Raw genomic sequence first — 21,421 nt, forward strand, 5'->3', positions numbered from 1 at the left:
CGCCATCGACGATGCATAGGGCGACGAGGCGGCTGCCGGCCCGATTTCCGCACCCGGTCTCGGTTCAGGACCATCCATGCGCGCGCTCGGAAAACGCGACGACTTCTCGATGACGGGCAGTCGAGCTCACACCCGTTCCGCCGCGCGCCATTCACTTCTTGTTGTCCGCGCGAACGGCGCCCAGCGCTTCGAGCAACGGCCGGAGCGCATCGAGTTCCGCGCCGAAGCCGGCCCAGTCCCCCGCCTTCATCCGCTCGATCGCGCGGTCGTAATGGGCCAGCGCTTCGCGGGCGCGCGCATCCGCCGCGCCGCGGGCCGGCGCCGCCACCGGCCCCGGCCCCGTCTCCTTGAAGAGCGCTGCGAGTGCTTCGCTCAGGTTTTCCTCCATCACGACGCGATCGCCGTAGGCCGCAATCACCCGCTTCAGCTCGGGCAATTGGCCCGACGCCGCACGCAGATAAAGCGGCGACACGTAAAGAATCGAATTCTCGATCGGCACGACCACGAGATGGCCGCGGATCACGCGTGAGCCCATCTGGTTCCACAGCGAGATCTGCTGCGAGATTTCCGTGCTCTGCTGGATGCGCGCCTCGATCTGGTACGGCCCATAGATCAGCTTGTCCTTGGGGAACGCGTAGACGATCAGCTTGCCGTACCCGGGCGGATCGCAACGCGCGGCCAGCCACGCGATCATGTTCTCGCGCTGGCTCGGCACCATCGGCAGCATCAGCACGAAGCCGGCCTGCGCATCGCCGGGCAGCCTCATGATCGTGTAGTACGGCGCCATCTGCGCGTTCGCTGCGTCGCCCCCGTCGATATCGCCCAGCGCGCGAGGAAACTGCCAGAGGTCCTCGCGGTTATAGAACACTTCCGGCGCATCCATGTGATAGGCGCGGTAGAGGTTCGCCTGGATCAGGAACAGATCCTCGGGGTAGCGGATATGCTGTCGAAGATCCGGCGGCATCGCGTCGAGCGGCTTGAACATGCCGGGGAAGATGCGCGCGTAAGTCCGAACCAGCGGATCGGAAGGATCGCTGACGTAGAAGTCGACCGTGCCGTGGTACGCGTCGACCACCACTTTCACTGCGTTGCGAATGTAGTTGGCGCCGTCGCCGACACCGGGCGGCGCATACGGAAACCAGCGGCTGGTCGTATAGGCGTCCTGCATCCAGAACAGGCGTCCGTTGCTTGCCACGACATACGGGTCGTGGTCGAGCGCGAGAAACGGCGCAATCGTGCGTATCCGGTCCCGGATGTTGCGGTGAAACAGGATCCTGCTGTCGTCCGTGATGTAGTGCGTCAGCAGGATGTTGGGATCGCTGAACTGCCATGCGAAGAGGCTACGCCGCGCCGCGCCGCCGATCGCGACACCGTCGCGCCCGCTGTAGGACGTGTAGACGTTGCTGTCGCCCTTCGGGTAGTCGAATTCGGGCACGCTGCCCTTCACGATCGCATAACCCTGCCCGCCTTCGCCGAAGTAGATGCGCGGTTCGTGGATCGCCGGCCCGCCGTCCGCGGCAGGCGGAATGTCGCGCAGATAGAGCGACGGCAGGCCTTCCGTGGATTTCTCGGTGACCGGCGACATCACGACGCCGTTGCCGTGGGTAAACAGCAGATGCAGGTTCACCCAGGTTCGGGCGTTCTCCGGCAGCATCGTCTGCTCCAGTTCGCGCGCCGACAGCATGACCTGCCGGTAGCCGGAGTCGAGCCGGTAGCGATCGATATCCACGGAGAAGAACTTGTAGTACGTCCTGATCTCCTGCAACTGCGCATAGGTATCCATCAGCGGCTGCACATCCCACAGCCGGATGTTGTCGACGGTCGCGCGATTGGCCTGCAGCGCCGAGAGATTCAGGCCCTGTCCGGCCGCAAACGGCTTGACCTCGATCTGCGCAAGACCGTAAGCCTGCCTCGTCAACGCGATGTTGTGCTGGATATAGGGCGTCTCGAGCTGCAGCTCGCTCGGCTTGACGTAGAAGCGCTGGAACAGCGCGGGATAGACGATGCCGAGCGCAAACGAAGTGCCGAACACCAGCAGCACCGCAGCGGCCGGCAACCGATAGCCGGGCCGGCGCAGGTTGACCAGCATCGCAACGGCCGACGCAACGGCGAGGCCGACGAGCAGCCACAGCACCGGCAGCATCACGTGGACATCCGTATAGCCGGCGCCGACCACGACACCGTTGTTGTCGTAGAGCAGCAGAAAGCGTTCGAGCCACCAGGACCAGGCTTTCAGCAGGAAGAACAGCGCCAGCAACGCCGAACCGTGAACGGCGGCAGCCGACGAAAGCCCCTTCGGCGGGCGCAGCATGATGTCGCCGCGCAGCCAGTAGACGCTGCCTGCGACGATCGCGCAGCAGACGACCACTTGCAGCAGCAGGTTCTTCAGTACGATCCAGACGGGCAGCGCGAACAGATAGAAACCGATGTCCTTGCCGAAGATCGGATCGCGCACGCCGAACGGCACCCGATGCAGAAAGCGCAGCGCAACATCCCAGCTCGACATCGCACCGGCGGCGATCGCAAGCCCGAGGAAGACGGCACCCGCGGCGATGACCGCGCGCCATGGAACGCGCGATGCAACCTCCGCTGCGAGCGCCCGAAGGACATCCTCCGCACGCGTCGACGAAGCTTCCTCTACCTGCCAGACATCGACGGACCTTGCAAAACGATGCGCGAGCAACCCCGACGCACCGATCGCGGCCGCCGACACGGCGAGCACCGCGACGAACAGCAGCACCCTCGCGGACAGGATCGTCCAGAAGACGCCGGCATAGCCGATCGACGAGAACCAAAGCCAGTCGACCAGGATACCGGTGATGCGCCCGGCGACGATCAGGCACGCGACGACGACCGCAGCCATGATCCCATAGCGCCTCAGGCGCGAGACGGACGTTGCTTGCGAGCGCATCGAGGCTCCTTTGCCGGGCCGTCATGCGAGGCCGGCTGCGGCCGGATCGGGGTGTGCCGCCGATCCGTCGGTCGGGATCGCGGCCGGCCGCATGTCTGAATGCTACGCTCGTTGCCGGCACGTCGCCATCCAACGGCATGCGCGACGTCGCTTGCGGGCGATCGATCGCGGTGCACTGCACTGCAGCAAATCCGATCGCGTCCCAGTCGCGGGACCCGATGCGAAGCCGGGTGAGCACACGGTCGACGGGGCGTTTGCACACCATCCGGGTCACGCTCACAATGAGTGCTCGGGCGGCTTGCCGCACCGGAACGGACGGAGGGCGAAATGGACGATCCCCATGATCTTCAGCGCTTTGTCGACGCGCAGGATCCGGTGTATGCGCAGGTATGCGACGAGCTGAAGAACGGACACAAGCGAAGCCACTGGATGTGGTTCGTGTTTCCGCAGATCGAAGGGCTTGGCGACAGCGCGATGGCGCAACGGTATGCGATCACGACACTGGCCGAAGCCGTCGCGTATCTTCAGCATCCGCTGCTCGGCGAAAGGCTGCGGGAATGCACACGGCTGGTCAATCAGGTCGAAGGCAGATCGATCCAGACGATTTTCGGGTATCCGGATTACCTGAAATTCCGGTCGTCGGTCACGTTGTTCGCGCATGCGACTGCCGATAACGCGGTGTTCGTGGAGGCGCTCGAGAAATATTTCGGCGGTGAAGCCGATCACAGCACGCTCGCGAGAATCTAGGCGGGGGCGGGCCGAATAAACCTCTACGTCACGACGGGTCGTTGGTCTTCCGCCCACGTGTATCCGTTGACGAGATTCGATATGTCCTGATGCGTTGATTTCAGGCAGCGCGTCGAACAACGATGGCCCGGGATCAACCGACAGACCCCGGGCCACGAATTTCCCGCTGTACCCGGCATCACCACCATTGCCAGGTACCACAGGTTGCTCAACGCGTCGCGAACGACGTCAGAACTGATACCCCGCGCCCACCACCGCGCCGAAGTCCGACCGGCTGTTGCCCGTCACCGACGCCTTGACGACCCAGCGATTGCTCTCCGTCACGTACGAGTAGCCGGCGGCAAACCCCTGCTGACCATGATAGTTCGCGGTCGCCGCCGACACCATCGAGCGGCCCGCACCCGTCGGCTGCGGCAGGCCGGCCACCGCCATCGCCGACGCGACGCCGCCGTACATGTCCTTCTTCAGGTCGTTGAACGAGTTGTACACCTGCCCGATGCGCTGGTCGGTGTAGCTCTTCGCCTGCGTCGAAGCGGCCGTGAGGTTGTCGTTCAGCTGCTGCACGTTCACCGCGTCGGTCGGCGCCGTTCCGGCCGCGACGTTCGTGATCTGGCGTTCGCTGCCCTTCGCGCCGACCGAGAACGAATTGTCGCGATCGGCGACGGAGCCCTGGCCGACCGCCACCGCGTTCTTGCCGGTCGCGGTCGCCGTCGATCCGATCGAACCCGCATCGGCACGCGCGATCCACGTCGTGTTCGCATCGGTCGCCGCCGTGCGGATCCTGTCGTTGGCCGCCACGCTCTTCATCGCGTTGTTGAACTGGCCGACGTTGACCGCATCGTTGTCGTTCACGCCCGCCGCGACACCGGTCAGCGTGCGGTCGCCCGCCGTGCCGGAGAAGTTCACGCTGGTGCCGCCCGAGTCCTTCCCGACCGTGATCGCGCCGTTCGGGTCCTGCTGCTGCACGAGGCCGGCCTTGCCGTTCGCGATGTTGGTCACGCTGCCCTGCAGGTTCGAGATATCGGTCGTGTTCTTCGACACCTGCTGGTTGGTCGCATAGAGCTGCGAGCCGTTCACCGCGTCCGTGCTGGTGGCACTGAGCGTGCCGGCCTGCACGTTGGTGATGCGCGTGCCGCCGGCGCCGCCGAGCGTGATCGTGCTCTTCGAGCTGTCGTCGTACTGCACCGCGAGTGCGCCGAGCTGGTTGAGATTCGACTGCACGTCCTTCAGTTGCTTCACGTTCACCGCGTCGGTATCGCTGGTGCCCGCCGCGACGTTCTTGAGCACGACGGCCGAGTTCGTGTCGCCGCCGACGAGAGAAACCGAATTCAGCCGGTTGCCGTTCGCGTCGACATCGTATTTGACGACGTTCTTCACCGCCTCGCCGGTCTGATTGGACACCTGCGTGATCTGCTGTTCGAGAGCGGATTTCACGCCCGACAGCTGGCCGCCGTTCACCGCGTCGGTACTGCCCGCGGCGACGTTGCCGTCGGCCACGTTCGTCAGCTTCGTCGGCGCGCCGGCGCGCGCCGCGCTGTAGGCACCGAGTTTCGGGTCGAACTGCAGCGCGTCCTGCTGCAGCCCGGCAATCGCGGCCGTATTGCCGGCGATGTTCGTTTCGGCATTGCCGAGGCGCGTTTCGTGATTCTCGAGCGTCGTCGTGTTGCTGCCGACGCGGCCGTCGAGGTTCGTGAGTGCGTCGCCGACATTGTTGAACGAGCCGCCGCCGACCTTATAAGCAGGCGCGCCGATCGAGCCGTCCGGGTTCGCCGTTGCGCCGCCGCCGAGCGCGGCCGCGGTGCCGTCGATCGCGCGGCGCAACTGCGCACCGTTCACCGCGTCCGTGCTGCCGGACGCCACGTTGCCTTCCGCGACGTTGGTCACGCGCACCGGGCTTCCGCCGTTGCCCGCGCCGAGCGAAACCTGCCGCTTGCTCGCATCGTCGTACTTCACGGCCAGCGCATCGAGCTGGCTCGTGCCGTCGTGAATCGCTGCGGTCAACTGATCGACGTTGACCGCGTCGGTTCCGTTCTTGCCGGCCGCGACGTTGCTGATGAGTTGCGGGCCGTTGCCGCCGTGGCTCGCATCGTACGCGCCGAGGCCCGCGTTCCACTGGAGCGCATCCTGCTGGAGCGCGGCGATGTTGCCCGTGTTCGTCGTCACCTGGTTGCCGACGGTCGCGATCGACTGATTGAGCGTGTCGGTCGCCTTGCCGAGCTGGCCGACGTTCACCGCGTCGCCCGCGGCAATGCCATCCGCGACGTTGTGCAGGCCGACCGGCGCCTGCGCGCCCTTCCCGCCGAGCGTGACGCCGCCGTGCGCGTCGTCGTCGTACTGCACGGCGTTCTTCGTCGCAGCGCCGATCTGGCTGGTGATCGACGTGCTCAGGTTGCCGAGCGTCGTGCTGAGGCTGTTCGTCACGCTCGTGCTGAGCGATGCGAGGCCGCCGTTCAGTTGGCCGACGTTGACGGCGTCGTGCATGTCCTTGCCGTCCGCGACGTTGTGCAGCGTGGTGCCGTTGGTGCCGGCGAACGTCACCGAATCGAACCCGCTCGCGCCGTCGTACTTCACGTTGCGCGTATCGGCCGCCTGCAGGTTGCCGATGTTCGAGGCGGCCGTGCTCAGCGACGTGTTGATGCCGGAGACGCTGTTCTGCAGGTTCGCGATGTTCGAAGCTGCCGTCGAAATGGACGTTTGCAGCGGCGCGACGCTGCCCTTCAACTGGCCGACGTTCACCGCGTCGGTATCGGCCACGCCGGCCGCGACGCCGCCGATCGTGGTGCCGTTGCTGCCGTCGAGCGCGATCGCCGCATGCGAATCGTCCGTGTATTTCACGACGTTCTGCGTTGCCGACACGATGCTCGTGCTGAGGCTGTTGCCCACATTGGTCACACGCTGGTCGACGTTCGTGATTGAAGTCGACAACGAATTGCCGACCGACGTCACGCGTGCGTCGACGTTGCCGATGCCCGTGCTGAGCGTGCTGTTCACGTTCTTCAACTGCTGGACGTTGACGGCGTCCGTATCGGCCGCGCCTGCCGCGACGTTCTTGAGCTGGCGTTCGTTGCCGAGCGCGCCGAACGACACCGCGCCGCCGACCGGCGCGGCCGTGCCGCCGAATACCGGCGTACCGCCGTTGTTCGCGCCGACGCTGCCCGAGCCGATCGCCACCTGGTTGTTGTCGTTCGTCTGCGCGCCCGCGCCGATCGCCACGGATTGCGTGCCGCCGGCGCGCGTCTGCGTCGCCGCGTCGTACGCGGCGCCGTTCGATACGCCGTCGCTCGACGTCGGGTTGGCGCCGCCGATCGCGATCGAGCGATCGCCGCTGGCCAGCGCTGAGTGGCCGAGCGCGATCGAGCTCGTGCCGTGCGCATCGGCGACGTTGCCGAGCGCCATCGAGAAATCGCCGATTGCGGCCGACTGGCGGCCGACCGCGAGCGACGTATTGCCTTGCGCGACCGCCACCGTGCCGATCGCCGTGGCCGAGTTCGCCAGCGCCTGCGAGCCGACGCCGATCGCAATCGCGCCGCCGCTGCCGCTGCCGCCCTTGCTGCTCGCATTCGACTGGTCGCCGATCGCGATACCGCTGGCACCGGCCTTCGCATTCGTGCCCTGCGTAACGTTCGTGGTGCTCACCGCGACGAAACTCCCGCTTTTCGTCGCCACGCAAAGCGGGTTGGTCCCGTCGATGCACTGGCCGTTCAGCGCGTTGTCCGGGTTGCCGCGGTCGACGAAATTGTCCGCGTGCGCGACGCCCGCGATCAGCACACCTGCACCCGTGAACATGGCGGCGGCAAGCGCCGAAATCTGATTCCTCTTCATGCTGTTCTGCTCCGTTTTGTAGCGTCTGGTTTGAATATGGACTACTTACTTTTATTGACAGCTTCGACTTCGACTGCGATTGCGACTTCAGTACGGAACCTGTTCCCGATGCCCGGTCTGATCGTGTCGAACGCGACACGCACCGACCGCGCAAATCGACAGGGCGTCCGATAGCCCGGGCACGCCGTCTCTTTGCGTCCCGTTCCGTTAATCCGTTACCTACATTAGGAATACGTAGTGTTATTTATGGGCGAGCCCTCCCCCGATTGAATCCGGAGATTCAACCCGTCTTTATAACTACCCCGAATCCGACGTCGCGCCGACCGCGACCAACCTCGTCTCTTTTATTTCATCTCCGGCAACCGGATTTCCGCTTCGATGCTCGGGACATCCGCTCAGACATGCATCGACTGATGCTTCGGACTCGAATCGCGCAACGTCCGTCGCGGTTCGCCGAGCCTTCGGTTGTTCCGTGCTATCCGGCGCTCAAAGTTCGGACGAATTATGAGACACGATCGAAGATTATCAAAGGCGACATTGTTTATAGATTGCAAAATCCAATATATTCAATGCGTTACTTAAAATATTGCCGTCTCGCAAACGATTGCGCCTCATTGCGATTAATGGAAATGTTTTTTGCGGCAGATAAATACTTTGCCGAAGCGGATTTGAATTAAATGCAATCGAACGACTCGCGACCACGGAGTCGACTCGACCGAGCCATTACGTGCCGGACACACATGGAGTCCGCGCACTTTGACGAACATCAACATGGCGACACTGCAGGCGAAAACCGCAGCACATCCTTAAAATGCGTAAAACGACATGACGCGAATATCGACGAGCCATCTGGCGGGATTCGAAATATGCTCCTACAATTCCGCTCGCATCGATACCGGCGGCCGCGACCATTCACGACGCGACCACGGCAATCCTCCGCGCCTTTACCGGCTCAGCGATCAAAACAACGAACGCCGGGTATTGCGCCGGGCGGTTGCCTGCCGCGCAGTCCGGCCCAATCCGATTGTCGATGCGAGCGTGCGATGCGTTTTGCGCGTCGTCATAGAGCGGCTTCCGACGATTCCCCGCACCGGGCAGGCCACCCGCGGGATCACAGCCAGCCGCCTTTCCAGAACAGGTGCACGATGCCCCCATCGATCTCCGCATTGAGCGACGCCCATCTCCTGATCGTCGACGATCAGCCCGACCAGCTGCGTTTGCTGATCGACATCCTGCGCAGCACCGGCTGCCGGATCAGCATCGCATTCGACGGGGCGCAGGCGTGCGAGCGCGCGCAGGCGCTGATACCCGACCTGATCCTGATGGATGTCCGCATGCCGCGCATGGACGGTTTTACCGCGTGCCGGCTGCTGGCCGCCGATCCGCTGACGAGCGCGATTCCGGTCATCTTCCTGACCGTGGCCGGCGAATTGCACGAGCGCCTCGAGGGGCTCGAAATCGGCGGCGTCGACTACGTGGTGAAGCCGTTCGAGCCGGCCGAAGTGCTCGCGCGAATTCGCGTGCAGCTCGCACGGACCCGGCGTGAGCGGCCTGTCGACACGGAGAGTCCGTTACCGGACAGCAAGGACGACGACATCATCGTGCGCGCGGCCATTCGCCACCTGTCGCGTACATTGAACGATCCGCCGACGGTCGAGCAACTGGCGCGCGCGGTCGGCACGCATGAAAAGCGGCTGTCACGCGCGTTTCGCGACAATCTCGGCCAGACGGTGTTCGAGTATCTGCGGCACGAGCGGCTGCGGATCGCGCAGGACCTGCTGGATTCGACGTCGCTCAGCATCGCCAGCATCGCGAAGGAAATCGGCTTTTCCACGCCGGCGAACTTCGCGACCGCCTTCCGCGAACGTTTCGGCATCACACCGACCGAATGGCGGCGCCAGCGCCACGCGGGCCGGCGCGCGGCGACCCGCGAACCGCAACGCGGCGCATAGGCCGGGGCGGCGCGAGCGCGATTACCAGTTGTATTTCGCGCTGGCCAGCACGGTCCGCTCGTTGCCGAACACGCACACCGTGTACGACGTGCAGCCGCTGACGTAACGCCGGTCGAACAGGTTCGCGACGTTCAGCGCGAACCGCCAGTGGCGCATCTCGTAGTGCATCGCCAGGTCGTACAGCGTCGTGCTCGGCACCGTCAGCGAGTTGTCGGGTGCACCGGCCGACGCGCTCTGGTAGCGCACGCCGGCGCCGATCCCGAGGCCCGACAGCGCGCCCGTATGCCAGGTCCAGTCGGCCCACATCGACGCCATCTGCCGCGGCAGCGGCACGGACACCGGCCAGTGGTTCAACGACGCGTCGTTCGCCTGCACGTTCTTGACGTCCTGATACATATACGACGCGACGACCGACAACTCGCGGGTCACCTTGCCGACCGCGCTCAGCTCGATGCCGCGCGAGCGCACCTTGCCGGTCTGCACGGATGTCGTGCCGGTGGGATCGAGATTCAGCGGTGCCGGGGTCACGACGTTGGTCTGGTCGATCTGATAAATGGCCGCGTTCAGCATCAGGTTCTGGCCGGGCGGTTGCCAGCGCAGCCCGGCTTCCGTCTGCGTGCCGCGCGTCGGCTTCGGCAAGCCGCCGCCGGCCATCCGCACGCCGATGACCGGATCGAACGACGTCGAATAACCCACATACGGCGACAGCCCCGCATCGCCCTGATAGGTGAGCCCGACGCGCCCGGAGAACGCACTGACGTCCTGCCGCGTCTGCGTACCGGCCGTCCGGTTGTCGAACCGCGCATTCACGCGGTCCTCGCGGCCGCCGAGCGTCAGCGTCCAGCGCTGCCAGCGGATCTGGTCCTGCGCGTACACGCCGACCGCGTTCATCGCCGTGTACTGGTCGACGTGGCCGAGCGACGTCGGGCCGGAGAAGATCGCGGCCGTCACGGGCCGATAGACGGGGTGGTACAGGTTCAGCGACGGCGCCAGCGCGAGCCACACGCTGTTGGTCGTCGTCTGCCGGTCGAACTGCAGGCCGAACAGCAGCGTGTGTTCGAACGGCCCCGTGCCGAAGCGCGCCTGCGCGCGGTTGTCGATATCGAGCCGGCTGTAGTTGAGCTGGAACAGCCCCGCGAAACGCATCATGTTGGTCGTGCTGCGGGGCGCCAGGCCGATGCCGAACACCGTCGCGTCGTCGAGCGACAGGTGCGACCAGCGCACGTCCTGGTGCAGCGTCCAGATCGCATTCACGCGATGCTCCAGCGCGTAGCCGAGCGACCATTGCTTCTTCCGGTAGTCGTTGAACGCAGGGTCGCCCATGTAGATGTCCTGCGACAGGCGACCGTTCGGGTTCGGCAGCACCGTGCCCGACGCGGGCAGGAAGTTCGACGAGATGTCGCCGCTGTCCTGCAGGAACGACGCGGAGAACGTCAGCGACGTATCGGCGTTCGGCCGCCATCGGAACGACGGCGCCAGCGCGACGCGCCGGTCGCCGTTCGGGCCGGTCACCGCATTGCCGTCGCGCGCAACGCCGACGAAGCGATACGCATACCGGCCGTCCGGGTCGAGCCGGTCGCCGACGTCGAACATGAACTGCTTGCGCGCATCGTTGCCGATCTGCACGCCGGCTTCGCGCACGCGCTCGCCGTCGGCGAGTTTCGTGTGCGCGTCGACGATCGCGCCGGGCTCGCCCGCGCCGTACAGCACCGACGTCGGCCCGCGCAGCACCGCGATCGAGTCGATCGTGTACGGGTCGACGCGCCAGTTCGCGATCACGGCCGTATTCGGCGTCGGCACGCCGTCGACGTACAGCGTCGGCGTGAAGCCGCGCAGCGCCGCATACCAGTCGGTCCGGCTGTCGGCGCCGAACGTCGCGAAACCCGGCACGTAGCGCAGCGCCTGGTTCAGGTCGGCCGCGCCGGTCATCTCGATCTGTTGCGCGGTCACGATGTTGGTCGTCTGCGGGATCTCGGCCACCGGCGTGTCGGTCTTCGTGCCGGCCGTGGTGCGCAGCCCGACGAGCCCGACGGACGATCCGCCGGCCGTTCCTGGCACGTCGATCGGCGGCAGCACGGCCGCTGCCGTGCCGGCCTGCTGCGGCGCCGCTGCGTTCGACGCCTGCGCGTGCGCACCGCCCGCTGCGGCCACGCACAACGCTCCCCCGGCGGCGATCGCCCATGCGCGCCGCACCGCCCCTGTCTCCGTCAACATTGTTTCAATACTCCATCATGCTGTCTCGGCCCGTTCGGCCCCGGCGACGAGCGGTGCGTCGCCGGCGGCCGTCCTGTGTTGTCGTGCTCGTGATGTCGGTTGCGCGCGGGTCGGCATGCACCGGCCTGCACTGACCAATGGCGCCGTTCGCGAGCGCAGCGATCATACCGGTCGAACGTGGCGCGGTCTTTAAAAAAATAAACGGGCGTTCGAAAGTACGCACGCTTCGAGTCATGCCGTCGCCGATCGCGGCATGACGTCATGCGAGGCCGTATATCGCGAACGTTCCGAGCCAATTGAAAATGCGCATCGAAACCGATCCGCCGTCACGCGCCGGCACCTGGAATGCCGCGCAGCCGAAAGCGTAACGGGCCCGTTCGACGGAGAACACGCCAAACGGGCGGCGGGTGCGCCACGCCATCGCCGGCGTGGCGTGCATGCCGGCCGGATCACATCGACGAAGTCGGCGCGACGGATTTCAGCGCCGTGAATGCGGCGCTGCAGTCGTGCCGCGTGGACGTGCCCGGCGTGCCGGTGACCGTCACGTCGTTCGCGTTCGACGTGACGACCGAGCCGGAGAGCGTGACCTTTCCGCCGCCGAATTTCGCGCTGCCGACGTCGTGAAAGTCCTGGACCGCGATGTTCGTGAAATCCGGATACAACGTGCCGGTCGATGTGCTGTAGAACCTACCGCGTGTCGCGCGAATCCATCGTCAAGGACTGCGATCCTGCTCGTCATCGTGTCGTTCTCCGGTTTTTTTCATACGTCGAGCGACGCCGGCGTTGCTGCGCCGGCATGAAGTCGTATCGGCCCGCGAACCGACATGAGATACACAGAACATCGCTAGTTGTCAGTTGTATGACAACACTGAAAATAGTGCACCGCCATCGATCCGCACACGTGAAGCGCCTCCTGCTCGTGGAGCCGGCGACGATAATATCTCTCAAACATATCAATCGCCACTTATTCTCATTTTTATTAGCATGTTAAGCAATTGACCTGTAGCAATCACTATCCGATCGACGAGTTGTTTCGTGACAACTTTTTATTCCGAAACAGTGACGCGCCCGCTACACTCCGCTTCATTATGCGATGACTGACTTCTACCGCGCTCAAGATGACGCTCGGCGGTCGGTCGCCCACAGCAGCCAGAGCGCCGCGGGGGCCCGCGTCGGTTCGCTGATTTTCATGCGTATCTCCGGCAATCGAGGATCCGCCATTCGTCCTAGCGCCGCGACGCGCGCCGATGGCCAGTTTCCCTATGAGCCAAGGCGGCATCGTCCGGATTCCTGGCGCTCTATCCGGCCTCGTATCGAGGCCTGAAATTTAGGCGCTTAAAAATTTGAAGCCGACGGCCCCATGCCCGACGGGGTCCATCGCATGGAGGATGACGACGAACAGACGATGAACCCCGCCGACCGAACGACGGCGAGAATCGTTTGCGGATTGCCCGAATCGGACGCAGAGAACGAATGAATTGCCCGATTTAAAAATGCGTTGGAACAGGCTGAAACGCGCCGGTCCGGCAAGACGCGTCGCATGACGCGACATCGCTCATTCGATTCGCATCAGGAATCTTTCGAAATGCAAACCAGTCAATCATCTCCATCGGACCATCGATCGGCGATCGGTCGCTCGCGACAAACCCCTCGCGAGCGACCGACTCCCCTTAGAACTTCCACAACAGATTCGCGTACAGCGCATGGTCGCTGAGACTTCCGCCGAGCTGGCCGCTATACGACAACCCGAGCGACAGGTTCTTCGTGACGGCCGCATCGACGCTCCGCACTGCCGGGAGCCCGGCGAACACCGACGCTCCAAACCCCGTCGCCGGAGCCGGTTCCCCGGCGCTGGATCGGCGCGGCTTCCTGAAACTCACGATGGCCGCGGGCGGCTGCCTCGCACTGGGTATCGCGCCGAAACAAGCCCGGGCCGACGCCAACCGCCCCGTTCCGAGCTCGCCACCTCAAGCATTCCTGATCATCTCGCCGGACAACACGGTGACGGTTGCCGTGAACCGGACGGAATCCGGCCAGGGCGTCAGCACGGCGCTGCCGATGGCGCTGGCCGACGAACTGGATGCCGACTGGCGCAACATGCGCACCGTGCTCGCGCCGGCCGGCGAGCCGTACAAGGATCCGGTGACGGGGATTCAGATGACGGGCGGCACGCTGTTCGGCCTCGCGATGACGAAGCCGGGCTTCGTGATCGACGTCGAGCATGGCGCGGCCCGCAACGCCGGTTTCGCCGACTATCCGCCCGTGCGCATGCAGGAGGCGCCGCCGGCGCAATGCCGGCAACGGGGCCTTCAGGGTTAGCAGTAGGGGGCAGCCGATGAGGGCGGTGGACTACGGCTTGCTCCATGGCCGACCATGGGTCCAGGTTGCATTGACGCCGCTATGGTCGACCTGTCTCGCGGCGCCGCCTGGGGAGGGAGCCTCCATGAAGCCTGTTGCCGTGCCGGCCGGCGCGTGTGTCGGGGCCGGCACGCAAAACCTTTAGCTGCACTGGCGAAGCCGCACGTGCCCGCCGCTCACGGTGCGATGCTGACGAACGTCGGCAGCAGCACGCGATAGACGTGAATCATCGCCGGCCCGAGCAGCACCAGCATCAGCGCGGGAAAGATGCAGAAGATCAGCGGGAACAGCAGCTTCAGCGCGATCTTCGCCGCACGCTCTTCCGCGCGCATCCGCCGCCGCGTGCGCAGCATGTCCGACAGCACGCGCAGCGATTCGCTGATGCTCGTGCCGAAGCGATCGGCCTGGATCAGCATCGCGCAGAACGACTCGATGTCCTCGACGCCGGTGCGCAGCGCGAAATTGCGCAGCGCCGTCTCCTTCGTGAAGCCGGAGCGCATCTCGAGCAGCAGCAGGTCGAGTTCGTTCGCGACCACGTTGCTGCGAAACCGCAGTTCCTCGCTCACCCGCATCAGCGCCGCATCGAGCCCGAGCCCCGCTTCGACGCACACCGTCAGCAGGTCGAGCGCGTCCGGAAAATCCTCGAAGATCGTCCGCTGTCGCACCTTGACCCGCTGCGACAGCACGATGTTCGGGATGTAGTAGCCGATTCCGGCGAGCGCCACGAGGATGGCCGACAACAGCGCGCGCTCGTCGCCGAGCTTGGTCGTGACCAGCCCCAGCAGCGCCGCGCACGGCAACGCAAGCGCGAGCAACGTCTTCGCGGTGAAATAGAGTGCGGCCGCGCTCTGGTTGCGCCATCCGGCATTCATGAGCCGGATGCGCAACGGCGAATTCTCCCAGCCCTCCTTCGGCACCGACAGCTTCGAGATCGGGGTGGACAGATCGACCAGCTTCGCGACCCAGCGCGACGCCAGGTCGTCCCCGTCGCCCGGGCCCGCGACGGCACCCGCACCGGCCCCGCCGGCCTGCTGGAGCCGGCGCTGGATGCTGCGCGGCGCGAACAGCAGCATCGCGACGAGCACGCCGCCGGCCACGAAGATGAACAAGCCGCCCAGCATCACGACCTGGACCACGTTCAGATTTTGCATGACAGCCTCGCAAACGGTTCGTTATTCGACTCGCGCGTCAGACGCGAATGCGGACAATCCGGCGGATCCAGAACAGGCCGAAGAGCATCGACACCAGCATCCCGCCGACCATCCTGATCCCTGCCGGATCCTCCCAGAGCACCGACAGGAACTCGCGGTTCAGCAGCGCCATCGCCGCGGCGGTGCCGAACGGCAGCAGCCCGAGAATCCACGCCGACAGCCGCCCTTCCGCCGACAGCACGCGCACCTTGTCGAACAGCTTGAAGCGCTCGCGGATCAGCGCGGCGATGCTGTCGAGCAGCTCGGCCAGGTTGCCGCCCGTCTCGCGCTGGATCAGCACCGCGATCACGAAGTAGCGCAGGTCCTGCACCGGCACGCGCGTCGCGAGGTTCATCAGCGCGTCGTGCAGCGACACGCCGTAGTTGACTTCGTCGAACGTGATCCGGAACTCGCCGCCCATCGGATCGGGAAACTCTTCGCCGACCATCCCGAGCGTGCCCGTGAACGAATGACCGGAGCGCAGCGCGCGCGCGATCATATCGCAGATGTCCGGCAACTGCCGCTCGAGCTTGAGCATCCGGCGCGCACGGCGGCGCATCACGTACATCGTCGGCAGGCACGCGGCAAACAGCGTGCCTGGCAGCGCGGCCAGTTGCGGCAACGTGGCGAGGCTCAGCGCGAGCCAAGTGAACGCCGCGAACACAGCGCTGAGCACGATCAGCTTCGGCAGCGTCCAGTCGAGGCCCGATTGCTGGATCACGAGATCGAGCGAGTGCACGCGCGGCAAGCGCAACAGCAGCCGGTCGAACGGCTTCGAATCGTCGAGCATCCGCTTCTTCAGGATCGACAGCCGCTCCTGCTGCACGTTGCCGCCGGCCGACATCGCGCGAATGCGCGCTTCGATCCGGCGCGCGGCAGCGCCGTGCCGCGCGTTCCACCATTGATAGGCGCCTTCGATCGCGAGCACGACCGCGACGAAGGTGAGAATCACAAAACCGTAAAAGATCGTGTTCATGAAGCCTCCCCGAATGCAAGCGCCGACAGGCCGTCAGTTCGTCTCGTAACGCTGGGACGGGTCGTACAGCGAATCCGGCAGGTTGATGCCGAATGCCTGCAGCCGCTCCACGAACTTCGGCCGTACGCCGGTCGCGCAGAAGTGGCCGCGTACCGTGCCGTCGCGATCCACGCCGGTGCGCTTGAACGTGAAGATCTCCTGCATGTTGATGATGTCGCCTTCCATCCCGGTCAGCTCCTGGATGCTGACGATCTTGCGCTTGCCGTCCGTCAGCCGCGCCGCCTGCACGACCACCGAGATCGCCGACGCGATCTGCTGGCGCATCGTCTTCGGCGGCAGCGACAGGCCGGAGACGCTGATCATGTTCTCGAGCCGCGTCAGCGCATCGCGCGGCGTGTTCGCGTGGATCGTCGCGAGCGAGCCTTCGTGGCCGGTGTTCATCGCGTTGAGCATGTCGAGCGCTTCGGCGCCGCGCACTTCGCCGAGGATGATCCGGTCCGGCCGCATCCGCAGTGCGTTGCGCACCAGCGTGCGCTGCGTGATCTCGCCCTTGCCCTCGATGTTCGGCGGGCGCGTCTCGAGCCGCAGCACGTGCGGCTGCTGGAGCTGCAGCTCGGCGGCGTCCTCGATCGTCACGATCCGCTCGTTGCGCGGAATGTAGCCGGACAGGATGTTGAGCAGCGTCGTCTTGCCGCTGCCCGTGCCGCCCGACACGAGCACGTTCACCTTCGCGCGCGACAGCGCGTCGAGCAAATCGGCCATCGGCGGCGTCAGGCTCTGGTAGCGCACCAGGTCGTCCATCTTCAGCGGGTTGACCGCGAAGCGCCGGATCGACATCAGCGGCCCGTCGATCGCCGACGGCGGGATGATCGCGTTCACGCGCGAGCCGTCCGGCAGCCGCGCATCGACCATCGGGCTCGATTCGTCGATGCGGCGCCCGACACGCGACACGATCTTCTCGATCACCTTCATCAGGTGCGCGTCGTCGTAGAACGTCACGTCGGTCAGTTCGAGCTGGCCGAAGCGTTCGACATAAACCTGCCGGTACGTGTTCACGAGGATGTCGGAGATGCTCGGGTCGCGCAGCAGCGCCTCGAGCGGGCCGAAGCCGAACATCTCGTCGTACACGTCGATCGCGAGCTGCCGCCGCTCGATGTCGTTCGCTGGCGTCCGCTCGTCGTCGAGGATGCGCGAGATCAGCGAGGAGATTTCCTGGCGGACCTGCTCCTGCGGCATCCGCGACAGGCGCTCCAGCTCGACGCGTTCGAGCACGGTCTGGTGAATTTCGCGGCGCAGCTTCTGGTATGCGTCGCGTACCGACGAATGCGCCGGGCCGGCCGGCTCGCTGCCCGCCGCCATCGGCTGGGCCCGGTGCAAGGACATCTGTTCGCGCAATGACATGACGGTTCCCCGAGAGATTTACATGGACTTGAGCTTCGGCGTGGCCTTGCGGCCAAACAGCCGGGACATCAGCGGTTCGCTGCGCGTCGCGCTGCGTCCGGCGCGCACTTCGCCTTCGACGAGATGTTTCGCGCAACCCTGCAATGCCCGCGCGACCGCGGTGCTGCGCGCGAGCCGCGATACCGGATGCCCCTGGTTGATCGCTTCGAGCACGGTGTCGGCGTCGTCGGGAATCGTGCAGGCGGCCTGCAGGCCGAGCACTTCCTCGAGCGCGGTACGGGTCCGGTCGCTCGCGCGCGTCGCGCGGTTCACGATCAGACGCATCTGATCGGTCGAGTAGCCGAGCGACACGAGGATCTCCAGCAGCCGGCGGCCGGCGCGCACGTGCGGCATCGCGGGCTGCAGCACGATCTGGATCTGGTCGCTGCGATCGAGCGCGACCATCGACAGCGGATTGATGCCGACGCCGATGTCGAAGATCACGAAGTCGTAGCGCGGCGCGGCGACGCCGAGAATCCATTCGAGCGCGTCCTCGCGCATCTCGGCGGCCTTGACCGGGTCGCCCGCGCCCGCGAGCACGTGGAAGTTCTCGGTCACGTGCGCGACGCTCGCGTCGAGGAACGCGCTGTCGAGCCGCTCGATCTGCGCGCAAAGCTGCGGCAGCGTCGACGGCGGGGTTTCGTCGCTGACCAGGAACGCCGCGTCGGCGAACTGCTGGTTCAGGTCGATCAGCAGCACGCGGCGCTTGAAGCCTTCGGCGATCTCGAACGCGACGTTGCTGGCGACGAAGCTCGTGCCGGCGCCGCCCTTGCACGACATGAACGACACGATCCGCGTATCGTCGGTGTCGCTCCGCGTGCTTTGCGCGGCGGCACGCTCGAGCGCGTTGCCGAGCGCCTGCCGATCGAGCGGCCACTGCAGCACGTCTCGTGCGCCCGCGCGCATCGCGTCCAGCAGCAGTTGCGGGGACGCGTCAGCCGTCACGAGGATGCAGGTCAGGCCCGCGTGAGCGCGGCAGATTCGCTCGATCGCCGACAGTTCCGACGGGGCGAACGACGAGCCGTCGACCAGCAGGATGTCGAACGCGTCGAGCCCGTCGGTGCGATGCTCGATCTGCGAAGGGCGGCCGGTTGCGCGCGTTGCGCGATAGCGTCCGCAGTCGGTGACGAGTCGCGCGATCTGCGTGAGCCGCGCGGTATCGTCGGAAGCTACGAGGATATTGATCATGTCGTGTGCCTCGTCTGTTCGATTAATTGCAGGCAGTGCCGCCGGTCGCGGAAGTCAGGCTTTCGCGCGGCAGCGTTGTCGTGAACGGCGGCATCTTGATCGTCACGTTCACGAACGGGATCATCGTCTTGACCGTGACGTTCTTGACGCTCACGGTCACGAACGAGCAGGTGGTCACGTCGCAGCTCGCCGGCGAGTAGTCCACCGACACGTTCGCGCTCGACAGCAGCGGCAGCAGCTTCGTCACGCGCTTCGCGACGCCGGCGGCATCCACGTCGCAGACCACCGCCGTGCGCGCGCCGAGACGCACGGCCTCGCTCGCGGTGTTCCAGTAAAACAGCACGCGGCCGAATTCGAAGATGCCGATCAGCAGCATGATCAGCACCGACGCGATGAGCGCGAACTCGACGATCGTCGAACCGCGCTCGCCGCGCCGGCGCGACAGCGGAAAATGGCGCGCATTCATGACACTTGCCTCATCACGGTGACGATGTTGCCGAAGGTGATCGACTTCAGCCCCGGGTACGCGGGGATCGGTTGGTACTGGTAGCCCTTGATCTTCACTTCGACGACGTTGATGCTGCCCGTCGCCGTGCCGCTCGCCGCGTTGTTGTCCGCGTCGTAGGTCGGCAGGTTCGAGAACTGCGCCGGGTCGGACGCATCGCCGCAGCCGGTCGTATGCGACGCATCGCAGATGGTCACCATCGACGTGGTGAGCCCCGGCACCAGCTCGGTGCCGGCCGAGCCGCACGTCGTGCTGCCGTACACGACGAGACACTGCGCCGCCGCCACCGGATACGCGCTGTCGGTCGGCAGCCAGATCGACAGGTAGCGCGCCGCGTCGCGCGTCGCCTTGGTCAGCGTCTCGTACTGGTAGATCGCGCGGCCGAACTCGGCCACGCCGGTCGCGAGCATGATCATCGGCATCAGTACGAGCGCGAACTCGACGGCGGCCACGCCACGGGTGCGCGAACGGCGAAACGGGGACCTTTTCATGATCGCCTCTCCCTATTGAACGAGCATCGGCACCTGGACCCCGGACGCGCTGCCGTCGCCAGGCAACCCGTGCGTCGCGCACGGACTGTTGCCGGACACCGACGAGCCGAGGTATTCGAGGTGCGCCACGACACCGCCTTTGCCGGGGCTGAACGGCAACGGATCGAGCATCAGCACGCAATCCCATTGCGTGATGTGCACCTTGCCGCTGCTGCCGCTCAGCGCCGAGCAGTCGCCTTCCGGCGCGAGCGCGACACGGCGGTCGCCGCCAAAGGTCTGGTAGTTGCTCGCCGTCGCGGTGCCGTTGGTTGAGATCCCGCTGCCAGCCGGCGGCGCGCCGTCGCCCTGGTAGGACTTGAAGGTCGTGCGGTCGGTCACGAACTGCGTGTACGCGTCGCCCTTGATGCCCGGCGTTCCGGGCGGCCCGTAGTTCGGGCCGACATACGCGTAGCCAGTGAAATCGGGCTGGCCGCTGGACCCGTTCGCGCCGCTCGTATAGATGCCGAAGCGCGTATTCCAGGCGCGCAGCGACGCCGACTTCAGGCCGGTGCTGCCGAGGTCGGGCGGGCTCTTGATATTGCAGGTATTGCCCGACAGCTCGCCCGCGATGGTCGTTTCGTTCGTCGAGCCGTCGAGCGCCGCCCAGCCGAAGTTGCCGGGCCCGTAGGTCGAACCGGACGGCGACGTGATCCAGTCGCCGACGTTGTAGGGCGGCGCGCCCGTCGCGCGGCACACGAACACCGGGATCGCGCAGGTGGTCTGCCCGCCGCCGACCGTCGCGATCGCGCTCGCCGACACTTCGGCCGCGTTCGCGAGCTTGGTGCCCGGCAGCACGTTCAGCACCTCGATGAACCAGTGTGCAATGTTGCTCAGCGACGCGACGCACTTCACGTACTTGATGTTCGCCGGCGTCGTGACCGAGTTCTTCGTCAGGAACGGATTGGACAGCGAGTCGCTGAACGTGATGTTCGAATTCGTCAGCATCTGCACCGACTGGTTCTGGAAGAACACGAAATTCAGGTGGCCGGCAGCGATGCCGTTCGCCTCGGCGACCGACAGGCTGATGGCCGAAGTCAGGTCGCGCGCAGCCGACAGCGCGCACGCATCGGCGCTGTTCTGCAGTTCGCTGCGCGTGACGTACAGCTTGCCGAGGTCCAGCGCGAGACCGACGAACCCGATCATCACCGCCAGTGCGAGACCGACGATGATCGCGACGGCGCCGCGCTGGCGATGGAGGCCGCGACGCGTGACTTTCGGATAGCGAGCTGCGCTGGACATGGCGTTCTCCCTGAGCGTGCCGTTGTTATTGGGTCGCCTTGCCGATGCCGATCACGAACGCATTGGCAGGCGGCTGGATCTGCTTGAACGACTTGTCGTAGTTGTCGAGCGCGGCCGCGGCGGCGCCGCCGTCGATGCCCGACGCCGACGCCGATGCCGCGTGTTCGGCGGCATGCGGGTCGATGATCTGGGCCTGCATCACGGTGCGGACCGAATCGCCGAAGCGGCTGTCCCACACCGGGGTCGACGACATGCAGCCGGCAAGCGCGAACGCGAGCGGTGCGGCGAGCGCCGCGCGGCGCACGAATACGAGGTAGGCGGATTTCATGGAGCTTCCCCTTGGATAGCT

Annotated in this window: 14 protein-coding genes and 2 pseudogenes; 3 read left to right on the top strand and 13 right to left on the bottom strand. The window is 65.6% G+C overall.

The window, feature by feature from the left end:
• Window positions 1-151: 151 nt before the first annotated feature.
• The gene (locus ACPUER_RS09165) at window positions 152-2,911 is read right to left on the bottom strand and encodes a UPF0182 family protein (RefSeq protein ID WP_425130904.1); all 2,760 of its coding nucleotides are present in this window, start codon (window positions 2,909-2,911) and stop codon (window positions 152-154) included.
• 327 nt (window positions 2,912-3,238) lie between these two features.
• Here ACPUER_RS09165 and ACPUER_RS09170 point away from each other — a divergent pair, with 327 nt between their 5' ends.
• Entirely contained in the window at window positions 3,239-3,658 is a 420-nt protein-coding gene (locus tag ACPUER_RS09170; RefSeq protein WP_425130905.1) for a DUF1810 domain-containing protein, read from the top strand.
• A 228-nt stretch (window positions 3,659-3,886) separates the two neighbouring features.
• Here ACPUER_RS09170 and ACPUER_RS09175 read toward each other — a convergent pair whose 3' ends face one another.
• A complete protein-coding gene (locus ACPUER_RS09175) occupies window positions 3,887-7,480 on the bottom strand; it encodes a YadA-like family protein (protein ID WP_425130906.1) in 3,594 nt (1,197 codons plus the stop codon).
• A 1,145-nt stretch (window positions 7,481-8,625) separates the two neighbouring features.
• Between ACPUER_RS09175 and ACPUER_RS09180 the strand changes: the two genes are divergently transcribed.
• On the top strand, window positions 8,626-9,432 hold the full coding sequence (locus tag ACPUER_RS09180) for a response regulator (RefSeq protein ID WP_310136513.1): 807 nt from the start codon (window positions 8,626-8,628) through the stop codon (window positions 9,430-9,432).
• 21 nt (window positions 9,433-9,453) lie between these two features.
• On the opposite strand, the gene ACPUER_RS09185 is transcribed toward ACPUER_RS09180, so the two are convergent.
• The 3 genes and pseudogenes from ACPUER_RS09185 to ACPUER_RS09195 form a co-directional block, all read right to left on the bottom strand.
• Window positions 9,454-11,646, bottom strand: coding sequence for a TonB-dependent siderophore receptor (locus ACPUER_RS09185; RefSeq protein WP_425130907.1), 2,193 nt, complete (start codon window positions 11,644-11,646; stop codon window positions 9,454-9,456).
• A 449-nt stretch (window positions 11,647-12,095) separates the two neighbouring features.
• Window positions 12,096-12,308 (bottom strand): hypothetical protein, encoded by a 213-nt coding sequence (locus tag ACPUER_RS09190; protein WP_310136369.1) that lies wholly within the window; start codon window positions 12,306-12,308, stop codon window positions 12,096-12,098.
• 1,008 nt (window positions 12,309-13,316) lie between these two features.
• Window positions 13,317-13,430, bottom strand: a pseudogene (locus tag ACPUER_RS09195) (autotransporter outer membrane beta-barrel domain-containing protein); the annotation flags it as partial.
• A 97-nt stretch (window positions 13,431-13,527) separates the two neighbouring features.
• Here ACPUER_RS09195 and ACPUER_RS09200 point away from each other — a divergent pair.
• A pseudogene (locus tag ACPUER_RS09200) lies at window positions 13,528-13,818 on the top strand (xanthine dehydrogenase family protein molybdopterin-binding subunit); the annotation flags it as partial.
• A 362-nt stretch (window positions 13,819-14,180) separates the two neighbouring features.
• Here the strand turns inward: ACPUER_RS09200 and ACPUER_RS09205 are convergent.
• Genes ACPUER_RS09205 through ACPUER_RS09240 form a run of 8 tightly spaced genes read right to left on the bottom strand, consistent with a single transcriptional unit; the run spans window position 14,181 to window position 21,400 of the window.
• On the bottom strand, window positions 14,181-15,155 hold the full coding sequence (locus ACPUER_RS09205; protein ID WP_175963005.1) for a type II secretion system F family protein: 975 nt from the start codon (window positions 15,153-15,155) through the stop codon (window positions 14,181-14,183).
• Between the two features lie 37 nt (window positions 15,156-15,192).
• Window positions 15,193-16,170 carry a type II secretion system F family protein gene (locus ACPUER_RS09210; protein ID WP_175963006.1) on the bottom strand — a complete coding sequence of 326 codons (978 nt, stop codon included), beginning with the start codon at window positions 16,168-16,170 and terminating at the stop codon, window positions 15,193-15,195.
• A 33-nt stretch (window positions 16,171-16,203) separates the two neighbouring features.
• Window positions 16,204-17,571: a CpaF family protein gene (locus ACPUER_RS09215; RefSeq protein ID WP_175963007.1), complete on the bottom strand. Its 1,368-nt coding sequence runs from the start codon at window positions 17,569-17,571 to the stop codon at window positions 16,204-16,206.
• Between the two features lie 18 nt (window positions 17,572-17,589).
• Entirely contained in the window at window positions 17,590-18,798 is a 1,209-nt protein-coding gene (locus ACPUER_RS09220; RefSeq protein WP_175963008.1) for an AAA family ATPase, read from the bottom strand.
• A gap of 22 nt (window positions 18,799-18,820) precedes the next feature.
• Window positions 18,821-19,264 carry a TadE/TadG family type IV pilus assembly protein gene (locus tag ACPUER_RS09225; protein WP_175963009.1) on the bottom strand — a complete coding sequence of 148 codons (444 nt, stop codon included), beginning with the start codon at window positions 19,262-19,264 and terminating at the stop codon, window positions 18,821-18,823.
• A complete protein-coding gene (locus ACPUER_RS09230) occupies window positions 19,261-19,794 on the bottom strand; it encodes a TadE/TadG family type IV pilus assembly protein (RefSeq protein ID WP_175963010.1) in 534 nt (177 codons plus the stop codon). The genes ACPUER_RS09225 and ACPUER_RS09230 overlap by 4 nt, the downstream gene beginning before the upstream one ends.
• Window positions 19,795-19,806: 12 nt before the next feature.
• Window positions 19,807-21,072, bottom strand: a complete 1,266-nt coding sequence (locus ACPUER_RS09235; RefSeq protein WP_175963011.1) for a pilus assembly protein TadG-related protein — start codon at window positions 21,070-21,072, stop codon at window positions 19,807-19,809.
• A gap of 25 nt (window positions 21,073-21,097) precedes the next feature.
• Window positions 21,098-21,400: a hypothetical protein gene (locus tag ACPUER_RS09240; RefSeq protein ID WP_175963012.1), complete on the bottom strand. Its 303-nt coding sequence runs from the start codon at window positions 21,398-21,400 to the stop codon at window positions 21,098-21,100.
• Window positions 21,401-21,421 lie beyond the last annotated feature (21 nt).

Origin of the sequence: Burkholderia sp. DN3021 (assembly GCF_049805555.1) — a bacterium.
In the GTDB taxonomy this organism is placed as follows: Bacteria; Pseudomonadota; Gammaproteobacteria; order Burkholderiales; family Burkholderiaceae; genus Burkholderia; species Burkholderia pyrrocinia_C.

Bases quoted from the DNA above. Each gene is read 5' to 3' on its own strand.
- ACPUER_RS09220 (WP_175963008.1), bottom strand. From the start codon at position 18,798: ATGATCAATATCCTCGTAGCTTCCGACGATACCGCGCGGCTCACGCAG.
- ACPUER_RS09175 (WP_425130906.1), bottom strand. From the start codon at position 7,480: ATGAAGAGGAATCAGATTTCGGCGCTTGCCGCCGCCATGTTCACGGGT.
- ACPUER_RS09205 (WP_175963005.1), bottom strand. From the start codon at position 15,155: ATGCAAAATCTGAACGTGGTCCAGGTCGTGATGCTGGGCGGCTTGTTC.
- ACPUER_RS09165 (WP_425130904.1), bottom strand. From the start codon at position 2,911: ATGCGCTCGCAAGCAACGTCCGTCTCGCGCCTGAGGCGCTATGGGATC.
- ACPUER_RS09240 (WP_175963012.1), bottom strand. From the start codon at position 21,400: ATGAAATCCGCCTACCTCGTATTCGTGCGCCGCGCGGCGCTCGCCGCA.
- ACPUER_RS09225 (WP_175963009.1), bottom strand. From the start codon at position 19,264: ATGAATGCGCGCCATTTTCCGCTGTCGCGCCGGCGCGGCGAGCGCGGT.
- ACPUER_RS09210 (WP_175963006.1), bottom strand. From the start codon at position 16,170: ATGAACACGATCTTTTACGGTTTTGTGATTCTCACCTTCGTCGCGGTC.
- ACPUER_RS09215 (WP_175963007.1), bottom strand. From the start codon at position 17,571: ATGTCATTGCGCGAACAGATGTCCTTGCACCGGGCCCAGCCGATGGCG.
- ACPUER_RS09180 (WP_310136513.1), top strand. From the start codon at position 8,626: ATGCCCCCATCGATCTCCGCATTGAGCGACGCCCATCTCCTGATCGTC.
- ACPUER_RS09170 (WP_425130905.1), top strand. From the start codon at position 3,239: ATGGACGATCCCCATGATCTTCAGCGCTTTGTCGACGCGCAGGATCCG.
- ACPUER_RS09235 (WP_175963011.1), bottom strand. From the start codon at position 21,072: ATGTCCAGCGCAGCTCGCTATCCGAAAGTCACGCGTCGCGGCCTCCAT.
- ACPUER_RS09230 (WP_175963010.1), bottom strand. From the start codon at position 19,794: ATGAAAAGGTCCCCGTTTCGCCGTTCGCGCACCCGTGGCGTGGCCGCC.
- ACPUER_RS09185 (WP_425130907.1), bottom strand. From the start codon at position 11,646: ATGTTGACGGAGACAGGGGCGGTGCGGCGCGCATGGGCGATCGCCGCC.